At 44.2% G+C, this 12,747-nt stretch carries 10 protein-coding genes and 1 pseudogene; all 11 read left to right on the plus strand.

Going from position 1 to position 12,747, the window contains the following annotated elements; translation table 11 throughout:
* Window positions 1-374: 374 nt before the first annotated feature.
* Complete coding sequence (locus tag ABS784_RS15500; protein ID WP_352513134.1) at window positions 375-1,517, plus strand: replication initiation protein; 1,143 nt, start codon at window positions 375-377, stop codon at window positions 1,515-1,517.
* A gap of 1,011 nt (window positions 1,518-2,528) precedes the next feature.
* Window positions 2,529-3,242: a GntR family transcriptional regulator gene (locus tag ABS784_RS15505; protein ID WP_352513135.1), complete on the plus strand. Its 714-nt coding sequence runs from the start codon at window positions 2,529-2,531 to the stop codon at window positions 3,240-3,242.
* A 24-nt stretch (window positions 3,243-3,266) separates the two neighbouring features.
* Complete coding sequence (gene phnX / locus ABS784_RS15510; RefSeq protein ID WP_352513137.1) at window positions 3,267-4,067, plus strand: phosphonoacetaldehyde hydrolase; 801 nt, start codon at window positions 3,267-3,269, stop codon at window positions 4,065-4,067.
* Window positions 4,068-4,179: 112 nt separating this feature from the next.
* Window positions 4,180-4,494, plus strand: a complete 315-nt coding sequence (locus tag ABS784_RS15515; RefSeq protein WP_352513139.1) for a hypothetical protein — start codon at window positions 4,180-4,182, stop codon at window positions 4,492-4,494.
* 27 nt (window positions 4,495-4,521) lie between these two features.
* Window positions 4,522-5,565 (plus strand): YeiH family protein, encoded by a 1,044-nt coding sequence (locus ABS784_RS15520; protein WP_352513141.1) that lies wholly within the window; start codon window positions 4,522-4,524, stop codon window positions 5,563-5,565.
* Window positions 5,566-5,760: 195 nt separating this feature from the next.
* Window positions 5,761-7,530, plus strand: a complete 1,770-nt coding sequence (xsc, locus tag ABS784_RS15525; protein WP_352513143.1) for a sulfoacetaldehyde acetyltransferase — start codon at window positions 5,761-5,763, stop codon at window positions 7,528-7,530.
* A 92-nt stretch (window positions 7,531-7,622) separates the two neighbouring features.
* Window positions 7,623-8,237: a phosphate propanoyltransferase gene (gene pduL, locus ABS784_RS15530; protein WP_352513145.1), complete on the plus strand. Its 615-nt coding sequence runs from the start codon at window positions 7,623-7,625 to the stop codon at window positions 8,235-8,237.
* 47 nt (window positions 8,238-8,284) lie between these two features.
* A complete protein-coding gene (gene ald / locus ABS784_RS15535; protein WP_352513150.1) occupies window positions 8,285-9,424 on the plus strand; it encodes an alanine dehydrogenase in 1,140 nt (379 codons plus the stop codon).
* Between the two features lie 24 nt (window positions 9,425-9,448).
* Window positions 9,449-10,807, plus strand: a complete 1,359-nt coding sequence (locus tag ABS784_RS15540; RefSeq protein ID WP_352513146.1) for an aminotransferase — start codon at window positions 9,449-9,451, stop codon at window positions 10,805-10,807.
* Window positions 10,808-11,026: 219 nt separating this feature from the next.
* On the plus strand, window positions 11,027-12,460 hold the full coding sequence (locus ABS784_RS15545) for an amino acid permease (protein ID WP_352513148.1): 1,434 nt from the start codon (window positions 11,027-11,029) through the stop codon (window positions 12,458-12,460).
* Window positions 12,461-12,618: 158 nt separating this feature from the next.
* Window positions 12,619-12,747: pseudogene (locus ABS784_RS15550) on the plus strand (IS982 family transposase); the annotation flags it as partial.

The raw sequence follows: 12,747 nt of genomic DNA on the forward strand, positions 1-12,747 counted from the left end.
AACCTTTTTTATATTTTAAGGGACCGCAAAATCATTGATTTATCAAGGGTTTTGATCGTTTCAGGCGTACATTTTTGGTGTTTACCTCGTACACTTTTGGTGTCTATCCAGTACATTTTTGGTGTTGGGCGTACACTTTTGGTGTTTATCTCGTACATTTTTGGTTACTTTAACGTACATTTTTGGTGTTAAAAGTACATTTTTGGTGTCTTTTTAGTACAAAAAAAAATATATGTACTCGATGTGGGTTAAAACGTACACTTTTGGTGTTTTGCGTACATGAATAAAAAGATGTACTTTTTAATGTGGTTGTTTTCTTGTAAAATTAGGGTTGAGGTGTTATTTTCCTATTTTAGTAGGTGGAGGATGAGATAATGCAAGCTCCGGCCATCCAACAGCAGCAATATAACAGTGCTGTAACGAAGGCCAATGCGCTGATTGAGGCGAATTACAAGCTTTCGACATTGGAACAGAAGATTATTTTGTATTTGATCAGCCAGATCAGTAAAGATGATGACGATTTTAAAATGTACAGCCTCCCGATACAGGAATTCTCCGAATTACTCGGATACCGGGGAAGCCCGAAGTATACGGAGCTAAGGGAGATCACGAAAAATTTAATGAGAAAGGTGCTGGAAATTAGGGAGGGACAAAAGCTTAAACAGTTAAGTTGGGTTTCATACGTGGAATACGATGTACATTCCGGTTATGTCAGTTTAGCTTTTGATCCCCGTTTAAAGCCATACCTTTTGCAATTGAAGAGAGAGTTCACGACGTATCGGTTGAAGAATGTAATGGAATTAAAAAGTTCCTATTCTATCCGCATGTATGAGCTTTTGAAACGTTGGCAATATATAGGCGAGGCCGTACTTCGGTTAGATGATTTGCGGATGATGGTCGGGGCGGGGGATAAGTATTCAGAGTACCATAACTTCAAAAAACGAGTGCTCAATCCAGCCAGGAAGGAAATTTCAGAGAAGACCGATATCATATTTACGTATGAGGAGATAAGAGAAAAGCGAAAGGTTGTGGCACTCCGCTTTCAAATAAAGGAGAAGGCCATTGAACCAATTGCCATTGAGGAGAAGAAAGATGCTACAGTCGATGATCAGTATCTACAATTTTTGGCTGTGGTACAAGCATATGATCGGTACATAACAGAAAAACAGTTCACCAAGATTGCGATTTTGGCGCAAAAGGCTTTCGGCGACAACTGGATGGATGAGCTGATTCAAACGACAAGACGTATTATGCAACGGAATGATATCCGTGAACCAATTGCCTTCCTGACTTACTTCTTGAATGAAAAAGTGCAACGGATTCAAGCTGGAATCGATCCCAATGAGGTGACGGTTCATAGTGGCACTAAAGTTGTCCGCCGAGAGATCGTGCCGGACTGGCTTCGAGATTATGAAGAGAAGCTTGCTGCCGAGAGCTCTGGAGGCAAGGAAACGGATGAAGATATCGAACAGATGCGCCGTGAGCTTGAGGAGAGATTGAAAAAGTATAGAGATTAAGGCGCAACGATAACGATCTTCCCTTTTGGGCAGAGGACTCAAATAAAGAAACAATGGCAATGAGATTGCAATGTAATGGACAGTTTTGAATCAATTGGGTTGCCGCTAAAAAGCCCGCGCCGGTCTTCCCGGCCGGCCGCCTTCTGGCCTTTGGCCATCCGGCCGGAGCCTGGGGAAGCCCGGCGCTCGGCCGCTCGAGAAGCCGCTCGCTGGCTCATCCATCCGCAGCCGTGCGGAGTGTGATCGAAGAAGTCAATGCATCGCACCGTTGCTTGAAGCAATAAACCTTTAAGTAAATAAACGATGGTAAAAATAAAGGAACATTTATCCAAATAAACAAAACAAGGAATAAACGTTCATTTCATCTTTTCTTCCAATAAACAAAAGTTTTGTGATTCATATGAAGATTCCATCCCTGCGCCGGGCTTCCAGGCTGGCCGCCTCCTGGCCCCTGGCCATCCGGCCGGAGCCTGGGGAAGCCCGGCGCTTGGCCGCTCGAGAAGCCGCTCGCGATCCAGTTTTTCCTACCACCCGTGGCCGTGCGAAGCAGGGCCAAGAGGCCGTTCAAAGCACCGCCACGGCTGATGCTATTTAATTTTTGTCAGACAAAAAATAAATTCGACAGACATCGACAGCAGGCGTAGTCGCACCGGCGCTTCCGTTTCCTTTTGGTCCGGGTCCCCGGGGCGGTGTGATGGTCGGCTGGCAGCCGGAAAGGCTCCCCCACTGCAAGCCCGAGCGCCGAAGCCCTCGCCTTCCGGCTCGGTCCAGCCTATCACACCGCCCTTCCCGGCCCAAAAGACTACGGGTCGCCGGTGACTGAGAAATTTATTTTTGTTCAAACAAAAACAAGCAAGTCATGAAATCATTAAAAATGAGCTTTTTGTTTAACTTGGGAGAACGTTAGTTGGAAAGTCGAAGAATGTTTCCAACAATTGAAAAAAACAAAATAATGATGTAACATATAATCAAAACTGGTAATGACATCATGATGAATTGAGGTGATTTTCTATGTCTTTGGACACGCTCAGTCCGATTCCGCTTCATGTTCAACTAAAAAACATATTAGAAGAGCAGATTATGAAGGGATACTATAAGGATAAAATTCCGAGCGAGCGTGAACTTATGGAGATGTATTCTGTAAGCCGAAGCACAGTGAGGGAAGCCATATCTATTTTAGTGCGTGAAGGGATTTTGGAGAAAAAACATGGGAAGGGAACGTTTGTTTCTCTGAAACCAATCCAAGAATGGATTAGCATTACCAGCTTTGCAGAAACGGTCAAAAGAATGGGGATTCGGCTGTTGGATCATGGAATTGTATCAACACCCGAAAACATAGCAAACGTGCATGGATTTGACGACCAATGTTATTACATCAGGAGGCTTCGATTGCAAGACGATGTCCCTATTGCTATTGAGATCCACCATTATCCTCTTGAAATTGCTGAAAAGTTATCTCGGTATGACTTGAATACGACTGTTTTATACGATGTGTTGGAAATGGATCTCGGCATTCAGTTTTGGGAAGCAGAACAAATTATCACTTGCACTCATCCAAGCGAGGAGGAAGCGGAGTATTTGGAGATCCCACAAACGACTTGCCTTCTTGTTACAGAACGCATGATCAATGATCCAGAAGGAAATTTAGTGGAATATTACAAAGGCATGTTTCGCTCTGATATGTATTCATTTGTAATGAAAATGTCTAGAAAAAATCTATTTTGATGGGAAAGAAGGGGGAGAAGAGGGATGATTAAGGCAGTCGTGTTTGATTGGGCGGGCACGGTGGTCGATTATGGCTGCTTTGCCCCTCTTGAAGCGTTGAGAAGATGTTTTTTTGATAAAGGGATTAATGTAAGTGTCGAAGAAATACGTTCCACAATGGGGATTTCAAAACTGGAACATATCCGGTCTATTTGTGGCATTCCTCATGTGCAGGAGGAGTGGAAGCGGAATTTCGGGAGAACCCCAACCGATTCAGACGTGATGAATTTGTACCGTGAGTTTGAAAACATTTTGATTCCTTCACTTCAGGAGTTTTCCAAGCCGATTGATGGAGTGGCGGCGATCGTTGAAAAGCTACGGAAGAAAGGCGTCAAAATTGGATCAACGACTGGATATACCTCGGAAATGATCGAAGTTGTTGCCTCTGAGGCTGAAAAATATGGGTATAAGCCGGATTGCATAGTAACTTCTTCAGACGTCTCTGCCGGTCGTCCTTTTCCTTGGATGATTTATCAAAACGCCATCAATCTAGAGGTTTTCCCTATGCACCATATTGTCAAAGTAGGTGATACAGTCAGTGACATATTGGAAGGAATCAATGCTGGAGTATGGACTGTCGGCGTCATCAAGGGAGGAAATGAGCTCGGCATGACGAAGGAAGAGGTGGAAGCTTGTGATCTATTTGTGTTGCAAGAAAAAATAAAAAATGTGAGAGAAACGTTTCGAGATGCCGGAGCTCATTATGTGATTGAAGAAATTTCTGAATTGGAACGTGTGATTGATGATATCCATGGACGGTTATCGGCGTCTGAAAGACCTGTTTAATTTTTTAATATTTAATATTTAAAAAATAATCAATAAGTTATTGAAAGGGAGAAGGGGATCAATTATAATATTCACTAAACTGGTACGGACATCATGATCAGGGGGGATGGCGTTGAGAGTTGCAGGAACTATTGTTAAAAAAAGATCTTATTTCGACAGCGAGGACAAGAATATCAACTGCATCCTTTTTATTGAAAGCGACGAGGAAATTGTGGTTAATGGAGACAAAATTAAAATCATCCCTGTTTTGGCTAGAGGCTCAGCTGTGTCAAGAAATGAAGGGGAACACATCGAAGTCGATGGGGAAGTGGTGTTCAAAAAAATAAAAACGTCGCTCGGTCATCTCAGTTTCTGTCCTATTCCAGCGATTAAAGCCACATATCCAGAGACGTTAGGGGACGGTGAAGTTGAAAGTAAAACCGTATGATCATCATAAATCAGAGGGGCTGGTACAGTGCAGTTATCCAATCCTAAAGAGAAAGCGGTTCGTCAGCCCATTTTTATGCATGATAAACTGGCGCACTGCAAAGGGTATGTCCAAGGAATTGCTTTAACATTGGTGTTGGCTCTTTTGGCCAACAACATATCCAAACTCCCCTTTTTTTCTATTATGGGAGTCATGATTTTATCTATTGTCATGGGGGCTGTATGGAATGTATTAATGCCTGTCCCCGCTAATGCAGAAAGAGGAATTAGTTTCAGCAGCAAAATCTTGTTGAGGTTGGGCATTATTTTAATGGGGTTTCGATTGGATTTCGCCAAGATCATTGATATGGGGGCATCCGTATTCCTGATTGATGGGACGGTTATTTTGTTTACACTGGTTGTGATCGCATATTTAGGGAAATGGTTTAAGATTGATAGACATTTGTCTTTGCTTTTGGCAGTGGGCACAGCCATATGTGGTGCAGCCGCCATAGTTGCTGTCGCTCCATTGATTCACGCAAGAAGGGAAATTACGGCGGTGTCAGTAGCGTTTATTGCGGTTTTAGGGACAGTGGGGACGATTATTTATACGTGGCTGTATCCTTTGATGGATTTTAATCAATATCAATATGGAGTGTTTGCTGGAGCGACCCTGCACGAACTGGCTCATGTCATTGCGGCGGCGAGCGCCGGAGGGGATCTGAGTTTGGATACGGCCATTGTTATGAAGCTCGGGAGAGTTGCGTTGCTTATCCCTGTAGCTTTAGTGCTTGGATATTTGTTTTCGCGTAATGGAGAACATCAAACAGAAAAGACAAAATTGCCTATTCCATGGTTCATCTTTGGATTTCTGATCTGCAGCGTAATTCAAACAACCGGAGTGATTCCGGCTGGCTTGACTGATGCGTTGATTGCCTTAAGCGTTCTTTGCTTATCGATGGCGATGGCCGGTCTAGGTTTGAGCATTAACTTTAGAACGATTGTTGAATTAGGTGCAAAACCCATTTTTGTGGGCGTGATAGGTTACGCGGCATTAGTAGTTTTAGGGGTGGCGATTTCCTTTTTGATTTAACAATCAAAAAATTCAGTATAATAGATTGACATCTTACGAAATAAAAATTAATATATTCGGTAAGAACAGGTACGGACGTCATGATGTTATTACATCGCTATATGTGTTGAGAGGTCAGTTAGTCCGGCGCGGACATAACCATGACCGTGCCTTTTAAATATATTCTACACATCAAAACAAGAGAGGAGATTTGTTATGCCGCAAGTTGAGAAGAAAATAACCAGAGGTCAAAAGGTAAAAATGACTCCGAGCGAGGCCATTGTAGAGACCTTAGTGGCGGAGGGGGTCACTCACGTCTCAGGTATTGTCGGATCGGCTTTTATGGATATGCTTGATTTATTCCCAACTGCAGGAATTCGTTTTATCGGCGTTCGTCATGAACAAACCGCGGCGCATATGGCTGATGCGTACACGCGTATTTCCGGGATTGCTGGAGTGGTGGTTGGGCAAAATGGTCCAGGGATCACAAATATGGTTACCTCAGTGGCTGCTGCGAATCACGCGCACACTCCTTTGGTTGTGATTTCTCCATCGGCAGGGACGCCGACTGTTGGATGGGATGGCTTCCAAGAGTGCGATCAAGTTTCTATATTTAAAGCGATTACGAAGGAAACGGTTAGAGTTCCGCATCCGAGCCGGGTGGCTGATTGCTTGCGAACTGCCTTCCGCATCGCTTATGCAGAACGGGGAGCAGTATTGTTTGATATCCCACGTGACTACTTCTATGGAGAATTGGAAGATGAGATTTTACAGCCGCATCAATATCGGGTCGATGCTCGTGGAAGCGGTTCCCCCGAGGCGCTGAACAGGGCAGCGAAATTACTGGCGCAAGCGAAGTATCCAGTCATCATTTCAGGAAGAGGAACTGTCGATTCTGACGGCATTGAGGCTGTTCGAGCGATTGCGGAATATTTGACCGCTCCCGTTGTGGTTTCCTATATGCATAACGATGCATTCCCAGCTGATCATCCGCTGGCTCTTGGGCCAATCGGCTATATGGGATCAAAAGCGGCAATGAGAACATTAGCCAAGGCAGATGTAGTATTAGCAATCGGCACTAGATTGTCTGTTTTCGGCACACTCCCTTGCTATGACATTGATTATTTTCCAAAAAAAGCACAAATCATCCAAATTGATATTAATCCTCGCAATATTGCGAGAACTCACCCGATTGAGGTCGGCATTATTGGAGATGCGCGCGAAGCCAGTATTGAAATCTTCAAGCGCTTAAAGGAACTAAAGCCAGATTTGCAACCTAATCAAGAACGCCTCAGGGAAGTAGCTGAAGAAAAACAGAAGTGGGAAGAGGAATTGGTCAGCCTTGCTATGGTAGAAGGGGATCCGATCAATCCGAGAAGAGCGTTGTTGGAGCTGACGAAAGTTCTTCCTGAAGAAGCCATTGTCACAACAGATATCGGGAATGTGTCATCAACCGCCAATGCATACTTGAAATTTAATCAACCAAGGAAGCATATTGCAGCCTTGACATTTGGAAACACAGGTTTTGCTTATCCCGCTGCTTTGGGTGCCAAAATTGCTCGCCCTGACTGCCCGGTAGTGGCAATCATCGGCGATGGTGCATGGGGAATGAGCTTGCATGAAGTCAGCACAGCGGTAGAGCATAATATTCCTGTTGTCGCCTGCGTGTTCAATAACGGTGCATGGTGCGCCGAAAAGAAAAACCAAGTAGACTATTACAACAATCGCTTTATCGGTTCGAACATCCAAAATCCGGACTTCGCAAAAGTGGCTGAATCAATGGGAGCTGTCGGAATCCGTGTAGAACATGCGGATCAAGTAGGATCGGCTGTTGAAAGTGCGATTAAATCCAATAAACCGACGGTCATCGATATTCAAGTAGATGGCACTCAACTTGCTCCGCCGTTCAGACGTGATGCATTGAAGATGCCGGTTCGTCTCTTGTCTAAATATGCCCACCTAGATCATAGAAACTGGAATAATTGAATGTTAAATCCTTAGTCTATGAGCAATCCTTGAATCAAGGATTGCTCGTGGATTCCCCGAACGGAGTAAAAAAGAGGGATGGAGGGCGTCCAGTGTTAAATGTCATTCCCGTCGGCGTCTCTGCCCGCCATGTTCATCTTTGCGAGGAGCATATAGAGATTTTGTTCGGAAGAGGATACCGATTGAACGTAGAAAGAGAATTGTCGCAGCCTGGACAATTTGCCGCTAAGGAGAAAGTCAGCCTTTTAGGGCCGGGCGGGATCATCAACAATGTCCGAGTATTGGGGCCGGCGCGTCCGTGCAGCCAGGTAGAAGTATCCATCACGGATTGTTATGCTTTAGGGTTATCTACTCTTCCTCCTATCCGAGACTCGGGAGATATAAGCGGGAGCAGTCCAATTACGATCGTTGGATCGGTCGGATTTGTCCACTTAAAGGAAGGGCTGATTATTGCAAGCCGGCACATTCATATGTCTGAATCGGACGCTGAAGTTTTTGGAGTCCAGGATGGAGAAATTGTCGCTGTCGTTTGTTGGAATGAGCGAAGAACCATTTTTGGAAACGTCAAGATTAGAGTAAGTAGCCTCTACCGTTTGGAATTCCATATCGATACAGACGAGGCGAATGCGGCCAACTTGAGCAATATGGATAAGGTGTCGATTGTCAAAAAAGAAGACCTGTACCGAGTGATGAACACTTGGTTTTGATGCTGTTTGTGCATGTTGATCTACATTTAATCAAGAGGGTGATCGAAGTGATCATTGGTGTACCAAAAGAGATTAAAAACAATGAAAATCGAGTGGGTTTAACGCCCTCTGGTGTAATCGCTTTCAAGTATGCCGGCCATGATGTGTGGATTGAAACGGGAGCTGGGACTGGCAGCGGATTTTCTGACGATGAATACAAAGAGGCAGGAGCCAAAATTGTTGAAACAGCGGAAGAAGCTTGGTCAGCGGATATGGTGATCAAAGTGAAAGAGCCGCTTGAAGAGGAGTATCGATTCTTTCGGGAAGGATTGATTCTCTATACATTTCTCCATTTGGCTGCAGAGCCTGAATTGACACAAGCTTTGATGAACAGCAAAGTAATTGCTGTTGCGTATGAAACGATCCAAAAGAAAAATGGGTCTCTTCCGTTGCTTTCACCCATGAGCGAAGTAGCGGGGAGAATGTCTATACAAGTGGGCGCCCAGTCTCTTGAAAGGCCAAAAGGAGGAAAAGGAGTTCTGCTCGGCGGAGTCCCAGGGGTTTTGCCTGCTGAAGTCGTGATTATAGGCGGAGGAATTGTTGGGACGAACGCCGCAAAAATCGCTCTTGGGATGGGAGCAAGCGTGACCGTAATCGATATTAATCCTGACCGCCTGCGCCAGCTCGATGATCAGTTTCAAGGAAGAATTAAAACGCTGATGTCAAACAGCTTCAATATCGCTCAAGCCGTGGAAAAAGCCGACTTGCTTATTGGATCTGTTTTAATACCAGGGGCTCGTGCTCCTAAGCTGGTTACGGAGGACATGGTGAAAACGATGGAAACAGGATCGGTGATTGTAGACGTTGCGGTCGACCAAGGTGGATGCATCGAAACCGTCGACAGAATTACAAGCCACAGCGATCCGGTTTATGTGAAGCACGGAGTAGTGCATTATGCTGTTCCTAATATCCCAGGGGCTGTGGCAAGAACGTCTACTATCGCTTTGACGAACGTGACGGTTCCCTACGGATTGCAAATTGCCAATAAAGGATATCGACAAGCCGCTTTGGATAATGAAGAACTGGCTAAAGGATTCAATGTGATTGACGGTTGTGTCACGTATAAAGCAGTTGCAGATGCCCATGGCATTTCGTACACTCCATTGGATGAAGTGCTTGGAAAATCCTCTGTCTCTTTATCACGTTAAAAACGTTCCTTGGGAGGGATAAGTGTGCAACTAAAAGTAGATGCTCAAGAGCTGACGCAAAAGGATAAGAAACATCTTTGGCATGCGATGTATCGCTACAATGAAAAGGTTGCCCCTATGGTCGCTTCTCATGGCGAGGGTGCATGGTTTTACGATTTAGATGGAAACAAATATTTGGATGGTGTATCGGGGTTATGGTGTTTAAATCTAGGCCATGGTCGAAAGGAAATCGCCCAAGCAGCTTATGAACAAATGATGAGCCTTTCGTACTTTCCATTGACCATGAGCCATGTTCCAGCGATTGAATTGTCCGCCAAAATCAGCGAGTTGCTTCAAGGCTCCTATACGACATTCTTCTCCAACAGTGGTTCGGAAGCCAATGAGACGGCGTTTAAAATCGCACGTCAATATCACATGCAGAATGGGAATCCTGGAAAGTATAAATTCATCTCTCGCTATCGGGCATATCACGGCTCAACCATGGGGGCATTAAGCGCGACGGCTCAGGCGAATCGAAGAGTTAAGTATGACCCGTTAGTTCCAGGATTCATCCATGTAATGCCCCCGTATAGCTACCGCTCCCCATTTGGAGAAGGGGAAAAAGGAGACTTAATGGCGGCGGAGATGCTGGATCAAGTAATCAATTGGGAAGGTCCCGAAACGGTTGCCGGAGTCATTATGGAGCCGTTTATTTCAGGGGGCGGAGTAATCATTCCATCGAAAAAATACCTCCAAAGAGTTGCGGAGATTTGCAAAAAGTACGACGTGCTTTTGATTATTGACGAAGTTGTATCCGGTTTCGGCAGAACAGGAAAAATGTTCGGATTTATGCATTCCGAAGGCGTCCAACCGGATATCGTGACGATGGCAAAGGGATTGACAAGCGGCTACCTTCCATTAGGTGCAACAGCTGTTAGCTCAAAAATTTACGAAAAATTCAAAGAAAATGGAACGCATAATCATCTGCGCCATATCTCCACCTATGGAGGCCATCCGGCTTCTTGCGCAGTGGCGCTCAAAAACATCGAAATTATTGAAAAGGAAAATATCGTTGCTCGTGTGGAACAGCTAAGCCACTCGATTTTAAGCGATCTTTATGAGTTAGAAATGCTGAATAAAGTTGGAGAAGTAAGAGGGGTTGGATTCTTATTCGGAATTGAACTCGTCGAAGATAAACAGTCCAAACAGCCTGTTTCCGATGAATTCATGACAAAGATAATCGCTGATTGCAAAGAAAAAGGCTTGATCATCGGGCGCAACGGGGACACCGTACCTGGATTCAACAATGTGATTATCATCGCACCGCCGCTGACTTCTACGGAAGAAGATTTGAAATTTGTTGTTCGCACCGTTAAAGAGGTGCTGAATAAACATTGCGCATAAAAATCGGATGATCATGAATGATTAAATGACGTTGTTCATCAATGCGGCGATTGAGTTGCTTTTAAATTCTAGAAGGCCGGCAGAACACGGGAGATCATGACTCTTATTTAAGCTAAGATAGCAATCCAGTAAGGTCAAGCCATAAATGAGAACCAAACATAGTACTCAGTCTTGCCTAATCGCCGGCCTTCTAGGAATTATCAACAAAGGAGTGATTGGATGTCCATGATGAATCAAGGCAACAATATGCCAAGCGAATCTGAAGGTCTTCAGAGGACGTTAACCAATCGGCAGATTCAGATGCTGGCAATTGGCGGCGTGATTGGTGTCGGGTTATTCTACGGATCGTTTACAGCAGTCAAAATAGCTGGTCCTGGTGTATTAGCAGCTTTTATCATCACCGGGATTCTAGCCACTATTGTGATGAGGTCGCTGGGGGAGATGACGGTTGAAAAGCCTGTAGCAGGATCATTCAGTCATTATGCAAGCGAATTTTTAGGACATCAAATAGGCTTTTTAACGTCAGGCATGTGGTGGTTTTATTGGGTTGCCACTGTCATGTCTGAATTAGCGGCGATCGGGAAATTAGTTCAGTATTGGTTCCCTTCTTTTCCAGCGTGGATTCCTGGATTGATTGCCTTAATTTTATTTATGCTATCAAACTTTCTTGCTGTAAAAGTCTTCGGTGAGATTGAATATTGGTTTGCTGTTTTAAAAATAACAGCTGTTGTTATATTCATGGCGTTTGGTCTGTTGATCATACTGACGGGTATTTTCAATGATGGAGAGGTGGTGGGAATTACAAATCTTTGGGTTCATGGCGGCTTCTTGCCGAATGGATGGCTCGGGGTGTTAGCGGTTATTTCACTCGTTGTTCAAGTGTACAGCGGTATTGAGACTTTAGCGGTTGAAGCCGGTGAAACGCATAACCCAATTGAATCCATGAAAAAGGCGTTTCGCTCTGTAACGATGCGAATCCTTGTGTTGTACATTGGATCAATTTTTATCATGTTGTGTGTGTTTCCGTGGAATGATTTAGTAAAGGCTTCTGCCAGTCCGTTTGTGCTTCTTTTCTCAAAAATTGGGATCCCTGTTGCCGCTGGATTGGTCAACTTAATTATTATTTTATCAGCACTGTCTTCTTGTAATACAGGAATATACGGGGGAAGCCGGATGCTTTATAGCATGGCGCATAAGAAGTTTTATTCACAAAAATTCACTAAATTGAATAGATTCCACGTTCCACATATAGCTGTATTGGCTACTTGTTTGATGATATCGCTTGGAACGCTGGTTACGTATTTGGCTCCCGATAATGTTTATGTGTGGATTACAAGTGCGTCTGCCTTTGCATCGTTGTTCACTTGGGGGATTATTCTGATCTGTGAACTTGTTTTTCGTAGACAATGCAACAAAGAGAATAAAAGCCTCCATTTTCCTGTTCCGTTCTGGCCTGTCGTTCCAATAATCGGATTAGCACTCCTGATCATCGCTGTAATTGCTATCGCTACATCTCCACTGACAAGGGTTTCTGTATATTCTGGGGTGATTTGGCTTGTGATGTTAATGTTATATTACAATTTGAAGGTTAAAAAGGATATTGGCCCTGAGTGGAACAATATTTACGTTGATAAAGGGGCATCGTACGATTAATTACACATAGGAATGGTGGATTTAGTATGTATATTTTTTGAAAAATTTTCATTACCCGTGGTGCTAGATAAAACTCAGACAAGCATAAAAATAGCCCTTGCTGGCGGATCTCCAGTAGAATGAAAGTGTCACCCAACATTCGAAAGGAGAGATCCCCCATGCAAGAGCACTTTCATTTTACTACAGATCCAGCCAAACTTCAAAAACAATATGCCGCTATTTTCTGTTTTGTTTCTGCCCAACTGTCGTTGATTCAAATGTATCTTCATCGCCGCAACCGTCACTTG

Origin of the sequence: Geobacillus sp. G4 (assembly GCF_040327975.1) — a bacterium.
In the GTDB taxonomy this organism is placed as follows: domain Bacteria; phylum Bacillota; class Bacilli; order Bacillales; family Anoxybacillaceae; genus Geobacillus; species Geobacillus thermoleovorans.

Coding starts and splice junctions, on each gene's coding strand:
- ABS784_RS15545 (WP_352513148.1), top strand. CDS start 11,027: ATGTCCATGATGAATCAAGGCAACAATATGCCAAGCGAATCTGAAGGT.
- ABS784_RS15500 (WP_352513134.1), top strand. CDS start 375: ATGCAAGCTCCGGCCATCCAACAGCAGCAATATAACAGTGCTGTAACG.
- xsc (WP_352513143.1), top strand. CDS start 5,761: ATGCCGCAAGTTGAGAAGAAAATAACCAGAGGTCAAAAGGTAAAAATG.
- ABS784_RS15505 (WP_352513135.1), top strand. CDS start 2,529: ATGTCTTTGGACACGCTCAGTCCGATTCCGCTTCATGTTCAACTAAAA.
- phnX (WP_352513137.1), top strand. CDS start 3,267: ATGATTAAGGCAGTCGTGTTTGATTGGGCGGGCACGGTGGTCGATTAT.